The following is a 17,819-nucleotide window of genomic DNA, read 5'->3' on the forward strand; positions in this document are numbered from 1 at the left end:
TTAATGGCAAAAAAACAAGAAGCAGAAAAAGAACTAAAGGCTAAAGAAGCCGAGTTAGGCGCAATAAGCGCTCTACCTAAAGAGAAAGAGACGATCGAGTCAGAAGCTGATTCGTTATCTATCGAACAGATCAAGTCAACCGCGATCGCTACAGTAGAACCTGGCGATTTTGATTGGGATGCGGATGAGAAAAAATTTGGTAACTACAGCGACAGCGACCGCGAGGCTTTAGAGAAAATGTACGATGTTACATTCAGCTCTATCACCAAAGGCGAGATCATTGAAGGTGTTGTAGTTAACATCAACAACAAAGACGTAGTATTAAACATTGGTTTTAAATCTGATGGTTTGGTATCTCTGTCTGAATTCCGTGATACACCGGACCTGAAGGTTGGTGACACAGTTGACGTATTTGTTGAGTCGCAGGAAGATGCTAACGGTCAGTTGGTATTATCACGCAAACGTGCAAAAACTCAAAAATCATGGGAGCGTATTAACAGTGCTTTAGATAACGATGAGATCATTGAAGGTTTTGTGAAGAGCAGAACTAAAGGTGGTTTAATTGTAGATATAATGGGCGTTGAAGCCTTTTTACCAGGTTCACAGATCGACATTAAACCTATCAGGGATTATGACGTTTATGTGGGCAAAACAATGGAGTTCAAAGTTGTTAAAATCAACCACGAGTTTAAAAACGTAGTGGTATCGCACAAAGTGCTGATCGAAGACGATTTGGAAAACCAAAAAACCGAGATCGTGGCCAAACTTGAAAAAGGCCAGGTATTGGAAGGTACAGTTAAAAACATTACCGACTTCGGTGTATTCATCGATTTGGGTGGTGTTGACGGCTTACTGCACATTACCGATATATCTTGGGGCCGCATAGAGCATCCGAAAGAAGTATTGGCATTAGATCAGAAGATCAACGTTGTTGTTCTTGATTTTGATGACGAGAAAAAACGTATCGCTTTAGGCTTAAAACAATTAACTCCACACCCTTGGCAATCGCTTGATGCTGATCTTCAGATCGGATCAAAAGTTAAGGGCCGCATAGTTACTGTTGCTGATTACGGCGCTTTCTTAGAAATTATCCCGGGTGTTGAAGGTTTGATCCACGTGTCAGAAATGTCATGGTCACAAAACCTGCGTAACCCACAAGAATTCTTGAAAGTTGGCGACGAAGTTGAAGCACAAGTATTAACTCTTGATCGCGACGAGCGCAAAATGAGCTTAGGTGTTAAACAATTAACTCCTGATCCATGGCAACAAGCTGCTGATCGTTACGCTGTTGGAACAACACACGTAGCTACAGTTAAAAACATGACCAACTTTGGTGTGTTTGTTGAATTGGAAGATGGTATTGATGGTTTGATCCACATCTCTGATCTTTCATGGTCTAAAAAAATCAATCACCCTAACGAGTTCACTAAAGTTGGTGAAAAATTAGACGTAGTTGTTTTAGAACTTGACGTTGAAAACCGCAAATTAAGCTTAGGCCACAAACAATTGGAAGAAAACCCTTGGGATACTTTCGAAACTATCTTCACTATCGATTCGGTACATGAAGGTACAGTATTGAAAGTAACTGATAAAGGTGCAATTGTTGCTTTACCATATGGTGTTGAAGGTTTCGTACCAACAAAACACATGGTTAAAGAAGATGGCAAGAGCTTAAAAGCTGAAGATACCGGCGAGTTCAAAATCATTGAATTTAACAAAGAAAACAAACGTATCGTTATATCACACGCACGTATCTGGGAAGAAGCCCGCTCTGAAGCGAGAGTTCAGGAATTTGAAACTCGTAAAAAAGAAGCGAAGACTGCTACCAGCGCCGTGAAAAAAGTGAAAGATTCGGTTGAAAAATCAACTTTAGGTGATTTAAGCGTGCTTGCTCAATTAAAAGAGCAAATGGAAGGTGCCGAAACTAAGGCAGCAACCAAAAAAGCAGCAGCTAAAAAAACTGAAGAAGAAGCAAAATAAGCTTTAAATAATTTTCTCTCTTAAGCCCCATCGTTACCGATGGGGCTTTTTTTGTGGTTAAAACCGACGTCATTGCGAGGCACGAAGCAATCCTCGATAGATAGGTTAGCGACATCAAACCACTAATACAAAGTTTAGGATTGCTTCGTGCCTCGCAATGACGAGATGAGATTTCTTTAAAAAAATATCAATACTCATATCTCAATACACACATCTAAATAAAAAATTCCTATTTTTGCCCAAATCCACCCAACGATGCTCAACCCAACCTTGCTCGACGGTCAAAAATTTCAAATCACCATACAACGTTTATGCAGGCAGTTAATTGAAAATCACAACGACTTTTCAAACTCCGTTATCATTGGTATACAGCCGCGTGGCATTTACTTAGCTAAACGCATTGCCGAAGAATTACGTAAGATATTACCCGGAAAAACCATACTGCAGGGCGACCTAGATATTACCTTTTACCGTGACGATTTCCGCCGCCGCGAAACACCTTTGGTACCTAACCAAACCCGTATTGATTTTATTGTTGAAGGCAAAAAGGTAATACTGATGGATGACGTATTGTGGACAGGCCGCACCATACGGGCTACTATGGATGCTATGATGGCCTTTGGCCGCCCCGAAAAAATGGAACTACTGGTACTGGTTGACAGGCGGTACTCGCGCCATATACCCGTTACAGCAGATTATGTTGGTATACCGGTTGATTCTATCGCATCGCAAAAAGTTGTGGTAAGCTGGAAAGAAACTGATGGGGAAGATAAGGTGGTTTTGTTATCAGATGTGAAGTAGATAAAAAAATCGTCATTGCGAGGTACGAAGCAATCCTCGACTGACAGGTTGCCAATATACATAGTTTATGATTGCTTCGTACCTCGCAATGACGCGTGGAAAACAATATTGAATAAAACAACGCATGGATACTCTCAGTACAAAACATCTTTTAGGAATCAAAGATCTGAACAAACGCGATATCGAACTCATATTCGAAACCGCCGATACTTTTAAAGATGTACTGAACCGCCCGATAAAAAAGGTCCCATCCCTGCGCGATGTAACCATTGCCAATATATTTTTCGAAAACTCAACCCGTACCCGTTTATCGTTCGAACTTGCACAAAAACGCCTTTCGGCAGATACAATAAACTTCGCGGCATCGTCATCATCAGTAAGCAAAGGCGAAACGCTGATAGATACCGTAAATAACATCCTGGCCATGAAGGTTGATATGGTGGTTATGCGCCACCCATACGCGGGAGCGGGCATCTTCCTGTCTAAGCACATCAAAGCTCAAATAGTAAACGCAGGCGATGGCGCACATGAGCATCCTACACAGGCTTTGTTAGACTCTTTTTCTATCCGCGAAAAATATGGGGAAGTAGCCGGCAAAAAAATCGTTATTGTTGGCGATATATTGCACTCGCGTGTGGCCCTGTCCAACATCCTTTGCCTTAAACAGCTTGGTGCCGAGGTTATGGTTTGCGGGCCTACTACCCTTATCCCAAAATACATCGGCTCATTAGGTGTAAAAGTTGAACATGATTTAAGAAAGGCGCTTAACTGGTGCGATGTAGCCAACATGCTGCGCATCCAATTAGAGCGTCAGGATATTAAGTACTTTCCATCTCTGCGTGAGTACACCATGCTTTACGGCTTAAATAAACAAATACTCGATTCACTGGATAAAGAGATCACGGTAATGCACCCCGGCCCTATTAACCGCGGCGTAGAGATAACCAGTGATGTAGCCGACAGCAAGCAATCCATTATTCTTGACCAGGTGGAGAATGGCGTGGCGATCCGTATGGCGGTATTATATTTACTGGCCGGGCAAACGCAATGAGGGCTCGCTTAATTATCGCTTCACTCGCATTTATAATTATCCCGTTCTTTTCCTTCGCGCAAAGCAAATACAAAGCCGATTCGGTTGCCACCCTGCTCAAAACTTACATTAACACCCAAAATAACCCGGCACTTTATACGCTATGCTCTAAAAACTACCGGGCCCAAACACCGGAAAAATCGCTTGCAGACTTTTTCACCAATAAGCTGTTTCCTTTAGGACAGGTAACCAATGCTGAATTTGTCGAGTTTGATGATGACGAAGCCGTTTATAAACTCACCTTCGAAAAAGCGACTTTACAACTGAACTTTTATTTAGACGCAGAAAACAAGTTAGACATGCTCAAGTTTGTGCCGTTCAAGCCAAATAAAACAGCACTTGAAGAAACCTCCAATCCACTCCAAACAGTTTTAGAAAAACGGATAGACTCTGCCATAAGGCATTATATTCAAAAACCTAATACAGTAGGGTTAAGTGTCGGTATCTTCAATAAAGGTAAAATAACTAATTACGGTTATGGCGAAACTGCAAAAGGAAATGCTAAACTTCCTGATGCCAATGCCTTATTTGAGATAGGCTCTATCACTAAAACTTTCACTGCCACTTTATTGGCACATTACGTTTTAACCGGCAAAGTAAAATTAACAGATCCCATTACCAAATATCTGCCCGATTCTGTAGCTTCCAATAAAAACCTGCAACAAATAACCTTGATGCAGTTAAGCAACCATACTTCGGGGCTGCCATCGCTCCCACCCGATTTTAATAACCAATCAAAGTTTAATGAACTAAACCCCTACGTTAGGTTTGATAAACACCTGTTGTTCAACTATCTGAAGGCATGCAGCTTAGTAACAAAACCCGGTGAAGTTTCTTCTTACTCAAACATGGGTGTGGGTTTGCTGGGTTTGATATTGGAGAAAGTAAGCGGCAAAAGCTTTGAGCAAATGGTTACCGATATAATATGCAAACCGCTGGGCATGGCAAGCACTGTACAACATATTAGCCCTGCTCTATCGGACAGATTTGTTTCGGTGTACAATAAAGACGGTATACAAGTTTTACCCTGGGATTTTGATGCTTTAAAAGCATGTGGTTCATTACGCTCAACTATAAATGACCTGTTATTATATACAAAGGCTAATATGCAACGCACCGGCCCACTCGCTAAAGAATTTACCCTGACCCACCAGGTCACTTTTGATAAGGAAGATAAAGTTGGCTTAGGATGGTTCATTATCAAAGTAAAAAGTACGGAATATTATTTTCACAACGGCGGCACAGGTGGCAGCCGGAGCTTTTTGGCTTTTAACGTCGATAAAAATGTAGCAGTTGTAATGGTTGCAAACAATTCCATATCAGTCGATGGGCTTGGGGTTTCGCTGTTAAAATTGATTGACTAACATTCCAAAACTTTTCCACACGCATACCATCTCCAAAACGCTTTCGTTAAAATTGCGGTTATCCACAGGTGTTAGTTACTATTGTTAATTACGCCTTTTGGTAAAACGTATTTTAGCAGCGTTGTTTATTAGCATATCTATGGTCAGAGCAAAACACTACGTCATATCCTTATCCGTACTTTTTATATCATTACAGGCCACGGCGCAGCAAGATCAGGCTTTTGATTATTACCGCGTTTACCACAGCGCCACCGATCTGATGGACAAAGGAGCCTATGCAGGAGCTATTGAGCAGTTTAGGTTGTTGGAAAAATCAGCCATCCGCACCGGCAGTCAGCCTGCTTTCGAATCACAACTATCGCTAATAAAAGAAAACGCCCAGTATTACGAAGCCTTTTGCGCTTTGCAATTAAATAATGATGATGCCGAAGGTTTACTGCTAAAATTCATAAAAGAGCACCCCGAAAACCCTTTAACCAAACTGGCATTTTTCCAGGTGGGTAAATCATACTTTCAGCGCGAAGATTACCCTGCATCATTAGTATGGTTCAACAAAGTTGAAGCAGGCGAGTTGAGCGGCGCTATCAATACCGAATACAAGTTTCGCAAAGGTTATGCGCTTTTCGCGACGAACGATTATAAAGATGCACAGATCCTTTTTGGAGAAGTAAAGAACAAGGTATCCCCTTTTACCGAAGATGCGACCTACTATTTTGCATACATCGCTTATTTGAATAAAGATTACAGCATTGCCCTGCTTAACTTCGAAAAGCTTAAAAACTCCAAGAAATACGAAGCCAGCTATCCGTACTATATCACAGCGGTATATTTTTTAGATCATCGTTATGATGATGTGATTACTTATGCTATCCCGATATTAAACAGCACCAAACAACTTTACGAAACCGAGATGCTGCATTTGGTTGCTGCATCGTACTTCGCAAAAAAAGATTATCAAAACGCGGCTAGTTACTATACTCGTTTCCAGGACCTGGACCTTGGTAAAACGCAAAACACGCAGGATAGCTACCAGATAGGTTATGCTAATTATAAAATCGCGAATTATCCTAAAGCATCAAAAGAACTGCAAAAACTTATTGATAAAAAAGATATATACAGTCAGAATGGTAGTTATACCCTTGGCGATGTTTTCTTAAAAACAAACAATAAACAAAGTGCCCGTAGCGCATTTTTGGTTGCTTCAAAACTTGATTTTGACCCACAGTTGAAAGAAGACGCTCTTTACGAATACGCCAAGCTATCTTACGAACTCAATTTTAACAGCCAGGCTTTAGATGCTACCCGCCTATACCTGAATACTTATCCCCGTTCTGCAAAACTGAACGAGGTTAAAACCCTACTTGCCGAAGAGTTGCTTAACTCGCACAACTATCGCGAAGCAATAGATATATTGGAAGCGTTGCCATCAATGAGCGCGAGTGCCAAAGAGGCTTACCAAAAAGTAACCTATTACCGCGGACTTGAGTTTTATAACGAACGCGCCTTTGAAAACGCCCAGGGTTTATTTATGCGTTCGCTCAAGTACAATATCGATCCTAAAATTACAGCTTACGCTACTTATTGGATGGCCGAAGCCATGTTCGAGATGCGTAAGTATACCGAGTCTATCGCATCATTCGAGAACTTTTTGCAGATCCCTGCAGCCAAAACCCTGCCGGTTTATAACTACGCCAACTATGCACTGGCCTATGCAGCCTTCAATGGGGAGCAGTATAAAAAGGCTGCCAACTATTTCGAGAAGTTTTTAGATGGCGATGAGAAGGATAAGAACACCGTTAAAGATGCCACTATCCGTGTAGCAGATAGCTATTTTGTTCTGAAAAGCTATACAAAAGCGATGGAGTATTACAACCGCATTATTGCCGCGCATGAGCAGGGTGAAGATTATGCTTTATTCCAACGTGGTATGATACAGGGTTTACAGGGTGCTTTGGATACCAGGATCAATACCATGAACAGCTTGCTGAGTACTTTTCCTAACTCAAATTATGCTGATGATGCCGCTTTTGAGATTGGTTATGCTTACTTCCTTAAATCAGACGGGGAAACATCTAAAACTAAATTGATGGCCTTGATAGATAAATATCCACGCAGCAGCTACATTCCGCGTGCATTGGTTACCATGGGTTTGATAGATTATAATGCTGATAAGGATGATGTTGCTGTACAATCATTTAAACGTGTAGTTGCCGAATACCCGTCAACAGACGAAGCCAAACAAGCTTTAAAGCAAATTGAAAAAATATACACCGATAAAGGTGATGCGCAAACATTCATCACTTATGCCGCAACTACCCCAATTGGTAACTATACCTCGGCTGAGCAGGAAAGTATTATGAATACCGCTGCCAATAACCTGTATTTACGTGGCGATTGGGCCGGTACTGTTGCGGCAGTTAACGCTTACTTTGATAAATTCCCTAAAGCGATATTTGATAAACAGGGTAAATTTATGCGGGCCCAAAGTTTGGTAGCGCTAAAACGCCCGGATGAAGCCATCCCGGATTATAACTATATCCTGAACGACTGGACCAGCGCTTATACCGAAAAGTCGCTCATCAGTATGTCGCAGATATACCTGGCTCAGAAGAAATATAATGAGGCGGTAACCTTCCTTAAACGTTTGGAAGTAAACTCGGAATATGAGGCCGACCGTACCTTCGCGCTCAACAACCTGATGCTGTGCTATGCCGAAATGGAAATGCCGGATGATGCCCTGAAATATGTTGAGCTAGTGCGAGAAAACACCAAAACATCCGAAGAGGATAAATTCCGCTCCAGCCTTTTCGCCGGTAAGGCCTACTTGCTGAAAGCAGATACTACCGCCGGTTTAAAAGAACTGAACGAAGTAGTTAGCGGGACTAAAACCATAGCCGCGGCCGAGGCTAAATACAATATTGCTAATGTAGAGTACCGCAAACGCAATTATAAAGCATCGCAAAAAACATGTTTTGATCTCATCAATAAACTATCAAGCTATGATTATTGGGTAGCTAAAACCTATATTTTGTTAGCTGATAATTATGTAGGATTAAAGGATACCTTCCAGGCTAAGGCGACATTGCAAAGCATCATCGACAACTATAAAGCCGACGATGATATCCTGCCATCAGCGAAAGCTAAACTGGATGCGCTGAGCCCCGCACCCGAAGTAAAAAAGGACGATAACAAACCAACTAAGCAATAATGAAACATACTTGTAAATATACCCTCATTACTGTTTTAGCTATACTTTGCTTCGCTAATGCTGATGCGCAGCAAAAAGGTAAAACCAAACCGGTCCCGGCTAAGACACCGGTAAAAAAGCAAACCGTTCAGGAGAAGAAGGTATCCAACCTGGCAAAATCATTAACCGATACGGTAAAGGGCGGAGCAAAACCCGCTAAGCCAATAATTCCTGTGGTTGAAAATAATGGTACGCTATCCGAAGAGATCATTGTAACCACAGCATACAAACCTGTACTGGCCGATGCCGTTAAAATAAGGCGCAACCCCGATCTGGAAGATCAGGATCCTTTCAAGGCCCCTTTAACTTACAAACCTTTAGATAAAACCCTGCAACAAGATACTTCGATACGCCAGTTCGACCCCATAAAGCTGCCCCGCGAAAGCGCTACCGAGTTGGATAATAATTATGCAAAAGTGGGTATAGGTAATTTAAAAACATCATTCGGCGAAGTGTACATTAACAACGGCGCCGACCCTGCCCTGCAAGCCGGTGCATGGTTTAAGCACCTGGCCCAAAGCGGTCCGTTGGCGCAGCAGAATTATAATAAAGAAGACCTAGGCATATTTGGCAAAAGCATTGGTGATGTAAACTCGCTGAGCGGTCGCATTAATTACAAGTACACAGGCAACAGCTTTTATGGTTATGATGAGTTGAACCCGCCAACGGTATTAAATACAGGTAAACAACATTTCAGCACCTTATCGGGAGAAGCGGAACTGGCTAAGAATTACAAGGATGTAGATAAGCAGTTCATCTACGCCTTAAAAGTGGGCGGCAGCATGTTCAGCAATGCCTACAAAGCCAGCGAAAACAACATCATCGCATCGGGGTATATTAACCAAACCATTAGCGATTTTTATGTTGGCGTAAGCGGCTCGGTTGATTTTACCAATGTAAAGGATAGCCTGTACTCAATAAGCAATAACATCATCAGGGCTAACCCCTATATTAAATTTCAGGGCGAAAATTATAAGATAGATGCCGGTATAACCATTGTTAACCAGTTTGGATCAAAAACACAATTCAACATATTCCCGGCGGCAAGGCTGGAGTGGCAGATCGTACCAAAGTACATCCGCCTTTTTGCCGAAGCAAGCGGTGATGTAAATAAAGCGTCTATCCGCGATTTTTCGGAAACAAATCCATTCCTTGGCGCTAACGTACCTATCCAAAACTCGATAGATCAGTTAGACCTGAGCGTAGGTTTAAAAGGTATGCTTGCACCGGGCTTAGGTTTCAAAGCAAGTATCTTCCGCAACAGCGTAAAGGATATGCCGCTATTTGTGAGCAATTTTGATTTCACCAAAGGTTACAACCGTTTTACCGTAGTATATGATAATGGCAAATCGCGCGTAAGCGGCTTTAATGGCGAGTTAGATTATAAACCATCATCGGATTTTGACCTGTTTGGTCGTGTTGAGTTTAAAGATTACCAGTTAGCCACCGAAGCTAAAGCCTGGAACCTGCCAACGTTTAAGTTAACTGCTGGTACTGTTATCCGTATCAATAATCTCATCAGCGTAAATGGTTCGTTAATGTTCCGTGGCAATACTAACGACAGTTACAATAGCCAGGTAGTAAAAATATCCTCTTTTGTTGACCTGAGCGGTGGTGTTGAATATAAAGCCACTAACAAAATATCAATTTTTGTACAAGTGAATAACCTGTTAAGCAATAATTATCAAAACTGGTTATATTATCCTAACTATGGTTTTAATATCTTTGGAGGCCTGGGTTATCGTTTTTAACTGTTAAGGTTACCTAAACAACACTGTTACTTTACAAATGGATATAGCCGATTACATTATAGAATTACTACAACAGCATGAAGTGGCTGTTGTGCCGGGATTGGGTTCGTTCCACACCACCCGCGTTGAAGGCTATTACAACAAAGAAGAGCAGTTATTTTACCCGCCAAGTTTGCGTGCGCAGTTTACCAAAGAAGAACAGGAAGGAACGGACCTTGCCGAGTTAATAGCCTATAGAAGGCAGATATCGCAAGCTTCGGCACGCTATTTTATCGAGAAATTTGTAACCTCGCTAAAAGAGGATGTAACTGATAAAAATGTTCCACTGGGCAATATGGGTTACTTTACAACAAGGCGCAGCGAACTTGTATTTGAACCCAGCAGCCTTAACGAAAGCTATGAATTATTTTATGGCTTAGGTGCCGAAAAGTTAAAGCGCGGCAGTGCTTTCAAGCAACAAGCTATTGAGGATACTACGCCGGCAAAATCGCCTTTTTTTGAAAAACCAATAGTTGTAGAACAAGCCCCTGTTTTTGTGGAACCTGCAATACCACCTGTTGAACCCGAACCACAACCGGTAGATATAGCAGACGAAATTCATATTACTACCCCCCCGGTACACACGGTTTATACGCCGCCCGAAGAAGTTGTTGAAGAACAGGAAGAGGAATACGAAACTGAGGAAGAAAAAAGGGGAATGAACATCTGGCTAATCTTATCCATCATTATTGTTCTATTAGGCATAGTCGTTATTACGTTATATTACTACAAACCCGAATTGTTCAGTCGTTTTGTAGCGGCACCACCAAAACCGGTAGCTGCCAAACCGCTGGATAAACACTCGGCTACCGATTCTTTAAACAGGAAATTACAGGCCCAGCATGATAGCGCATCCGACAAGCCGGATACAGGTACAACAACAAACAAAGCCCTAACACCTGCAACAAAGACGATCACACCATCATCAGTGCCTACAAGTGTTGCTGTGGATACTTTTGGCATTGTGGTGGCATCGTTACCCAATTTAAAATCGGCTAATATAGAGTTACATCGTTACACAAAAATGGGGTATCCACAGGCCGAGATCCGCAAGAAACCAAATTCAGATAAATTATACCTTATCAACCTTGGCACTTATTTTAATGCTGACTCGGCAAACGCCAATCGTCTTAAAATAATGAAAGAGCGCCATTTATCAGTTATCGACATCCGAGTACAAAAATATCCATATAAAAAACCATGAGTTTACTACTTCAAATTACAGATACCACACAACATATTGTTGATACTTTAAGCCATGTTGCTACGCCAACAACGGTCCCACAGGAAGAATTACGCTTTGGCGATCTTTTAATAAAAGGTGGCTGGGTGATGATCCCTATCGGGATATTAGCCGTATTGGCACTGGTGATATTTTTCGAACGCTATTTCACCATTCGCAAGGCAGCAAAAGACGAATCGAACCTAATGTTACAGGTACGTGCCAGTATAACTACCGGAAACCTTGAATCGGCTATCGCGATATGCAAGAACAGCAATTCGCCTCTTGGCCGTATGTTGCAAAAAGGCTTGTTACGTATTGGTCGCCCGATAAAAGATATAGAGGGCGCGGTAGAGAACATTGGCAAGCTTGAAGTATCAAAACTGGAGCGCAATATTCCTATTATTGGTATTGTGGCAGGTATTGCGCCAATGTTTGGTTTCCTGGGTACCATTGCCGGGGTAATTAAGATATTTTATGATATATCAAAAACAGATAACATCAGCATGGGTGTAATATCGGGCGGTTTATACGTTAAAATGGTAACATCGGCAGCGGGATTATTGGTTGGTATCATCGCTTACGTGTTATACAACATTTTAAACATTATGGTTGATAAGGTAATATTGAAACTGGAAACCGATGCTATCGAATTTATTGACCTGTTAGAAGAGCCAAGCAAATGAATTTAACCAGGAGAAAAAAACGCGGTAGCGCCGAAGTACATACATCGGCCATGAACGACATCATGTTTTTCTTGCTGTTGTTCTTTTTGATCGCATCAACAGTTACCAACCCCAACGTGATCAAGCTAATGCTGCCAAAATCGGCATCGGGAAAGTCAGTTTCGAAAAAAACCATCAATGTAGCTATCAGTAAAGAGTTGAAGTACTTTGTTGATAAAAAGGAAGTGCAGGAAAAAGACTTGAACACTACCTTATCCGCATACAAAACTGTGGCATCACAATTGACCATCATTTTATCGGTTGACCGTACTGTAGCTATACAAAACGTGGTATCGGTAATGGATATCGCGCAGAAACTAAATATAAAGCTGGTACTGGCTACCGAGCCTAAATAACAGGATGCAGTATACCGAAGAAAATAATTATCCAAAGGCATTTGGCGCTACCGCTGTTATTATGGGCGCGTTGTTTGCTTTGTGCTTTTTACTTACCTTTTCGCTACCGCCCAAACCGGAAGAAGGTACGGGCGGTATCCTGGTAAATTACGGTACTACAGATGAAGGTTCGGGCAGCGATTTTATGAGCCTGGAAGAGCCTTCCAAAGCTGACAAAGCGAATAAAACACAACCCGATAAAGTAAATACAACGGATAATAACACCCCATCGGCAGATAACAGCGACCAAAAAGTAGTTACCCAGGATGCCGAGGACGCTCCCGTTGTAAACAATAAGAAGAACAGCAATAGCAGTGCCGCGCAAGCTCAAAAACCCGAGCCACAGCGCGTGCCCGATCAGCGTGCCTTATTTAAAGGCATGAAAAATACGGGCACCGGTCAAGGCGACGGTACTACAGGTACACCGGGTAACCAGGGTAGTCCCGATGGTTCAAACCAAAGTGATAACTATGGGCCGGGTGGATCTGGTAACGGCTTGAACTTACCACATTGGGAATTTGTGAGTTCGCCGGATGTAAAGAATATACACCGCGTACCGGGAATTGTAATTATTGATTTTGTGATTGACCAGAACGGTAACGTGATACAAACTTCAATAAACCGCAAAAGCCGTGCACCTTTAGACCAGATACAACAATGCGAGAAAGAATTGAGAAACTCCAAGCTCCGTTCAAACTCCCCGGCTTCGGGTAACCAAAAAGGTACTATGACCTGGAAGTTTAATGTGGATTAGCATAAGCACCTCGTCAGACTTATTGCGAATGAATAGTTTAGGATTGCTTCGTTCCTCGCAATGACGATATTCAAAAAATTAAAAATTCGAACTCGAACATCCGAAATCCGAATTACAAATGACCTACGCTCAAACCCTCGATTACCTCTACACTCAACTCCCTATGTTTACCCGGGTAGGAGCATCCGCTTTTAAAAAAGACCTTGATAATACGCTCGAGCTTTGCGCGAGATTGGATAACCCACAGCATAAATTTAAAAGTATACATGTTGGCGGCACCAATGGTAAAGGTTCAACATCGCACATGCTTGCCGCGATATTGCAAACAGCGGGCTACAAAACCGGCTTATATACATCCCCCCATTTAAAAGATTTCCGCGAACGTATCCGCGTTAACGGCGAAATGATAAGCGAGCAAACGGTGGTAGATTTTGTGCAAGATCATAAAGCCGATTTTGATGAGATACAACCTTCGTTTTTTGAAATGACGGTGGCTTTGGCATTTGATGTTTTTGCTAAAGAAAAGGTTGATATTGCCATAATAGAAGTTGGCCTTGGCGGGAGATTAGATTCAACCAATGTGATCACACCGCTCCTATCGGTTATTACCAATATAGGTTGGGACCACATGAATATGTTGGGCGATACGCTCCCGCTGATAGCCGGTGAGAAGGCGGGTATCATTAAACCAAACGTCCCTGTAATTATCGGAGAATATCAAGCCGAAGTAGCAGATGTATTTATCGCGAAAGCAAAACAGGAGCATGCACCTATTTTGTTTGCTTCGGAAGAATGGAGGGATGAAGTCGGGAGTCAGAAGTCAGAAGTCGAAAGTTTGGATGTGATATTGAACCATACCTCACAACCCATAACCCATAACCTGCAACTCGATCTCACTGGCACTTATCAGGCTAAGAATGTAAAGACTGTTTTAAGCGCCTTGTGGCTATTAAACACTTCGGGTTACACAATCAACTCCCCCCATATTTCAGAAGCGCTTAGCCACGTTAAAACGCTTACAGGCCTGCGTGGGCGATGGGATATATTAAGCACAAACCCACTTGTAATTTGCGATACCGGCCACAACCCCGAGGGCATTACCGAAGTAATGAAAAATATCGCTGCCACGCCATACAAACAACTTCATTTTGTTATTGGTATGGTGAATGATAAAGACCACAGCAAAGTGCTGTCAATGCTTCCAAAAAATGCCATTTACTACTTTTGCCGTCCGGATATCCCCCGTGGACTGGATGCTGAAAGCTTAAAGCAAAAAGCCCAAAGCTTTGGATTATCGGGTTTGGCTTACGCTGATGTTACATCGGCATTTAAAGCGGCTAAACAAGCCGCCAATACTGATGACCTGGTATTTGTTGGCGGCAGTACTTTTGTGGTGGCTGAGGTGATTTAATGTTCCTTCAACACATCCAGCACATCAAATATTTTTTGCCTGATGCTTGCACTTTTACCGCTGTAGTTATTCACCATAATAGAAAAGCAAACCTCGCGGCCTGAGGGTGTGGTGTGGAAACCGGCGTAGCAAAGTACCGAGCTAATGCTACCGCTTTTCATTTTCATATTGTTATATAGAGGCAGGCTCTCATAAAACTCCGGATACCAGCTCGCGCCATGGGCGGATTGAAGGATACGCGCCAGAGTTGATGTGGTCACCCTATCCTCGGGCGAAAGCCCGCAGCCATCATAAATATTCATGGAGTGTGAATCAATGCCACGTGGTTTCCAAAAATCGTGCATGGCGAGGATGCCGTTGTTGGTGGAGGCTTTTCTACCTGATGCTATGGCAATCGTTTTTAATAATTGCTCGGCATAAAGGTTAACACTTTTTTGATTGAGCCAGTAAATGATCTGGCTTAGCTTAGGCGAATAATAGCTCACCAGCAGTTTATCGGCAGGAGCTAAAACCATTTTCTTTTCGCTTGCTGTTGTTGATGATAGTGCATCACTTGTTACATCGATACCTAAACGTTTCAAAGTATCTGTCAAACGGTAAGCGGCATCAAAGGCCGGGTCGGGCACGGCGGCAGATATGTTTGTTTTTATACGATCTATCCCAAATGTACCACGCAGGTACATGGTATTTCCATTTAAGGGCAAATACGAATATGATTGATCGCCTGTACCCGGTGCACCTGTGGTTAACTCCGTTTTAAAATCGAGGTAAGGCATAGCCGGGACGGTCTTCGCCATCGTAACGGGACTGCCTTGTGTACTACCCGCATGTAAAAAAATATCGAACTGGTTTTCTCGCCAGCAAAGTGCAGATGTGCCTGCGCCATAATAAGTTCCCAGGTCCTGCCATATCCAACCATCGGGAATAGCTTGTGTATCAAATAATGATACATCGCCAATAATGCGCCCATTAATGTGTTTTATACCTGCTTTGCGGATAGCATCAACCCAGAGAGCTAAAATAGCATGTTCTTTTGTTGCTTCATAACGCCAGCTGCCCAGGGTTGGGTCGCCGCCGCCGCGTATTACAATATTTCCGTTAAGGGTACCATCAGCATCTATTGTGCCGCTGTAATTCAGATCGGTAGTAAACTGATAGTCTTTACCCAAAATGTTAAAAGCAGTAATACTGGTAATCACCTTCATGGTAGAACCCGTTGCAAGCCCCTGATCCCCATTGGCAGAAAATATAGGCTCGCCTGTTTTAGCATCTAAAACAGTTAACGATAAGGATGAATAACGGCACTGGCTATCTTGCTGTAACTTGGTAAAAGCGTAATCTAACTTATTTTGTAGTGTTTGCGCGTTTACAAACCCCGCAAGGCAGCAAAAACTAAGCAGTAATAATTTCTTCATCCTTTATAAAACGTTTCGCCAGGAAATAAATTGGGATACCCAATAACACAATAATTAAACCACCCCATGAATACTCCGGTTTATACATCAACAATACCACACAAAACGCAATGCCCATTAAGATGTAGATAGCAGGTAGTACCGGGTAACCAAAGGCTTTATAAGGGCGCTCAGCATTTGGCATTTTCTTTCTCAAAATATAAATGCCGGCAATGGTTAATACGTAAAATATTACTACCACCAACGATATCATATCCAACAAGTTACCATAGCTACCGCTTAAACAAAGCACACAAGCCACAACACATTGTATCCACAAGCCAAACTCGGGAACCGAAAACTTATTCAATGTACCTGTACGTTTAAAGAACAGGCCGTCTTTAGCCATGGTATAATATACCCTTGCGCCCGACATGATCAAGCCGTTATTGCAACCGAATGTAGATATCATGATCATCACGGCTATGATAATAGTTCCCGCGCTGCCAAATATCTGCTGCGAGGCAGCTACGGCCACCCTGTCTTTTGCAGCTCCAACAATATCGTGGATCGGTAAAACACCGATATAAACCACATTAGCCATTACGTAAATAAGTGTTACGATGAGCGTTCCAAAAAACAAGCTCAAACCGATATTACGCTTCGGATTATTCATTTCGCCCGCAATAAAGGTCACATTGTTCCATGCGTCGCTGCTAAAGATAGAACCTACCATTGCCGCTGCTATGGCACCCAGCGCCGCACCTATGGTATAATCCAGAGTGCCTGCACTACCATCTTTATTTATGGCGTGCATGTGCCAGGCGTTTGTCCAGTTAGCATTCCATATATCCCCTTTTATAGCTATTAAACCGAAGATAATTAAGCCAAACAGGCTTAGTATTTTAGTGAGCGTAAATGTATTTTGAATGAGCTTACCGCTTTTAACACCGCGGGTATTGATAAAAGTAAGGAGTATAATAATAATGAGCGATACCCCTTGCGCATGCGATATTTTTAATGAGCCTATTTGAAATAGTACAAGATCTTCGCTTAACGCCGGGAAAATGTATGCCGCGAATTTGGAGAATGCTACACCTACCGCCGCAATGGTTCCGGTTTGTATTACTGCAAAGAAGCTCCATCCATATAAAAACGCGATGAGTTCGTTATAAGCTTCTTTCAGGTAAATGTATTGCCCGCCCGCTTTGGGGAACATGCCGCTCAGTTCGCCATAACTTACGGCTGCGGTCAATGTCATAAAGCCAGTAATCAGCCATACAGCTATCAGCCAACCTGCCGAGCCTACATTACGCATAATATCGGCGCTTACAATAAAAATACCTGAACCGATCATCGATCCTACAACCAACATGGTACCGTCTAAAAGGCCCAGTTCGCGTTTCATTTCTTGTGGTTGAGTTTGTTGCTCCATTTTTGCTGATAAGGTTTAAGGTACTAATCTATTTAAAAAAATTAATTTATTGGTGTGATATGCTCCGAACAGCCTGATGATTAATTAATTTATCATGATAAGCACATTTCATAAACATATTGGCAAGCTTTTATTTGTTAAATAGTAAAAATAATAACCATAGCCATAAAATAAACTTTTGGCTACAGCGGCATTAAATTCAAATACTAAA

At 42.2% G+C, this 17,819-nt stretch carries 13 protein-coding genes; 11 read left to right on the forward strand and 2 right to left on the reverse strand.

Annotated elements, in window-relative coordinates:
- The first annotated feature begins 3 nt into the window (after positions 1-3).
- The 11 genes from rpsA (at position 4) to KXQ82_RS12775 (ending at position 14,779) form a co-directional block, all read left to right on the forward strand.
- The gene (gene rpsA, locus KXQ82_RS12725; RefSeq protein ID WP_219488777.1) at positions 4-1,980 is read left to right on the forward strand and encodes a 30S ribosomal protein S1; all 1,977 of its coding nucleotides are present in this window, start codon (positions 4-6) and stop codon (positions 1,978-1,980) included.
- Between the two features lie 255 nt (positions 1,981-2,235).
- Positions 2,236-2,781, forward strand: coding sequence for a bifunctional pyr operon transcriptional regulator/uracil phosphoribosyltransferase PyrR (gene pyrR / locus KXQ82_RS12730; RefSeq protein WP_219488778.1), 546 nt, complete (start codon positions 2,236-2,238; stop codon positions 2,779-2,781).
- 124 nt (positions 2,782-2,905) lie between these two features.
- Positions 2,906-3,832 carry an aspartate carbamoyltransferase catalytic subunit gene (locus KXQ82_RS12735; RefSeq protein ID WP_219488779.1) on the forward strand — a complete coding sequence of 309 codons (927 nt, stop codon included), beginning with the start codon at positions 2,906-2,908 and terminating at the stop codon, positions 3,830-3,832.
- Positions 3,829-5,235 (forward strand): serine hydrolase domain-containing protein, encoded by a 1,407-nt coding sequence (locus KXQ82_RS12740; RefSeq protein ID WP_219488780.1) that lies wholly within the window; start codon positions 3,829-3,831, stop codon positions 5,233-5,235. Before KXQ82_RS12735 ends, KXQ82_RS12740 begins: the two co-directional genes overlap by 4 nt.
- A gap of 139 nt (positions 5,236-5,374) precedes the next feature.
- Positions 5,375-8,443: a tetratricopeptide repeat protein gene (locus KXQ82_RS12745; RefSeq protein WP_219488781.1), complete on the forward strand. Its 3,069-nt coding sequence runs from the start codon at positions 5,375-5,377 to the stop codon at positions 8,441-8,443.
- Complete coding sequence (locus tag KXQ82_RS12750) at positions 8,443-10,233, forward strand: TonB-dependent receptor (protein ID WP_219488782.1); 1,791 nt, start codon at positions 8,443-8,445, stop codon at positions 10,231-10,233. Before KXQ82_RS12745 ends, KXQ82_RS12750 begins: the two co-directional genes overlap by 1 nt.
- A 37-nt stretch (positions 10,234-10,270) precedes the next feature.
- A complete protein-coding gene (locus tag KXQ82_RS12755; RefSeq protein WP_219488783.1) occupies positions 10,271-11,476 on the forward strand; it encodes an HU domain-containing protein in 1,206 nt (401 codons plus the stop codon).
- Positions 11,473-12,180 carry a MotA/TolQ/ExbB proton channel family protein gene (locus KXQ82_RS12760; protein ID WP_219488784.1) on the forward strand — a complete coding sequence of 236 codons (708 nt, stop codon included), beginning with the start codon at positions 11,473-11,475 and terminating at the stop codon, positions 12,178-12,180. Before KXQ82_RS12755 ends, KXQ82_RS12760 begins: the two co-directional genes overlap by 4 nt.
- Entirely contained in the window at positions 12,177-12,575 is a 399-nt protein-coding gene (locus KXQ82_RS12765; RefSeq protein ID WP_219488785.1) for an ExbD/TolR family protein, read from the forward strand. Before KXQ82_RS12760 ends, KXQ82_RS12765 begins: the two co-directional genes overlap by 4 nt.
- Before the next feature lie 4 nt (positions 12,576-12,579).
- Positions 12,580-13,368, forward strand: coding sequence for an energy transducer TonB (locus KXQ82_RS12770; RefSeq protein ID WP_219488786.1), 789 nt, complete (start codon positions 12,580-12,582; stop codon positions 13,366-13,368).
- 118 nt (positions 13,369-13,486) lie between these two features.
- Positions 13,487-14,779, forward strand: coding sequence for a bifunctional folylpolyglutamate synthase/dihydrofolate synthase (locus tag KXQ82_RS12775; protein WP_219488787.1), 1,293 nt, complete (start codon positions 13,487-13,489; stop codon positions 14,777-14,779).
- Here KXQ82_RS12775 and dacB read toward each other — a convergent pair.
- Both dacB and KXQ82_RS12785 read right to left on the reverse strand, forming a co-directional pair.
- On the reverse strand, positions 14,776-16,194 hold the full coding sequence (gene dacB, locus KXQ82_RS12780) for a D-alanyl-D-alanine carboxypeptidase/D-alanyl-D-alanine endopeptidase (protein ID WP_219488788.1): 1,419 nt from the start codon (positions 16,192-16,194) through the stop codon (positions 14,776-14,778). The genes KXQ82_RS12775 and dacB overlap by 4 nt on opposite strands.
- Complete coding sequence (locus KXQ82_RS12785; protein WP_255563650.1) at positions 16,172-17,608, reverse strand: APC family permease; 1,437 nt, start codon at positions 17,606-17,608, stop codon at positions 16,172-16,174. Before KXQ82_RS12785 ends, dacB begins: the two co-directional genes overlap by 23 nt.
- Positions 17,609-17,819: the final 211 nt, after the last annotated feature.

This window comes from Mucilaginibacter rivuli, from assembly GCF_019391655.1.
Lineage (GTDB): Bacteria > Bacteroidota > Bacteroidia > Sphingobacteriales > Sphingobacteriaceae > Mucilaginibacter > Mucilaginibacter rivuli.